Here is a 957-nt window from a genome sequence, read left to right on the forward strand (position 1 = left end):
GGTGGCTGCCGGCGGAGGGGAGCGACTCGGTGCGCACCGCCAGCGACCGCGGCCTGACCTGCACGGTCAGCGACGTGACCGGCCCGGAGGGATCGCCGTCGAGCTGGCTTCCCATCGGCTCGTGCGCCGTGATGCGGACCTTCCGCCCGCGGTGGTACTCGATCACGGGAATCGGCGCGCTGTGCCGCACCAGCGTCTTGGCGGCAATCCACAACCAGCCGATCGCGCTGCGCGGACTGAGCACCACGATGTCCAGTTCGCCGTCGTCGATTTCCGCGGTGGGGATGAAATCGATCCCCGCCGGCAACTTCCCGCAGTTGGCCAGCAGGATGCTGCGGACGCGGCGGGGCCGGGCGGGCCCGTCGTCGATGCTGACCATGACACGCTCCCGCTGGCCGGCAAGGTGGCGGACGCCGGCTTCGGAATAGGCCATCCAGCCGAACCGGCGCTTCAGGTCGTCGCGGGTGTCGGCCAAGACATCCGCATCCACGCCGATGCCGGCGATCACCAGGAAGCTGTCCTGCGACCGTTCGCCGGTCGCCTCGTTCTCCAAGATGATGTCGGCGGTGTCGATCTTGCGGATGATCCCGTGCAGCGCCACATGGATGTTGGTCCGCAGGGCCGCCGGATCCAGACCCAGATTGCGGGCCAGCAGGTTGCCGGTGCCCAGCGGCAGCACCCCCATCGGCACCTGGGTGCCGGACAATTCCGAGGCCACCACCCGGATCGTGCCGTCTCCGCCGCCGGCGATCACCACGTCCGCACGCTCGGCGATGGCCCGCCTGGCCTGTCCGTGGCCCGGGTCCTCGGGCGTGGTTTCCAACACCAGGGGCGGGCTCCAACCGGCCGCCGCGCAGGCTGCCTCCACCTCGCGGCGGGCCTCGTCGGCCGAGTTCTTGGCCGGGTTCAGGATGAAGACCACGCGCTGGTCGGGCAGGCCCGGGGAAGGCGCAAGGG

At 70.7% G+C, this 957-nt stretch carries 1 protein-coding gene; it reads right to left on the reverse strand.

Features of this window, described 5'->3' with window-relative positions; all coding sequences use genetic code 11:
* The coding region (locus AC5RUJ_RS17225; RefSeq protein WP_494156363.1) for a diacylglycerol/lipid kinase family protein at positions 1 to 957 on the reverse strand (957 nt) is incomplete at both ends.

The sequence above is a fragment of the Arthrobacter sp. Y3223164 genome (assembly GCF_059091005.1).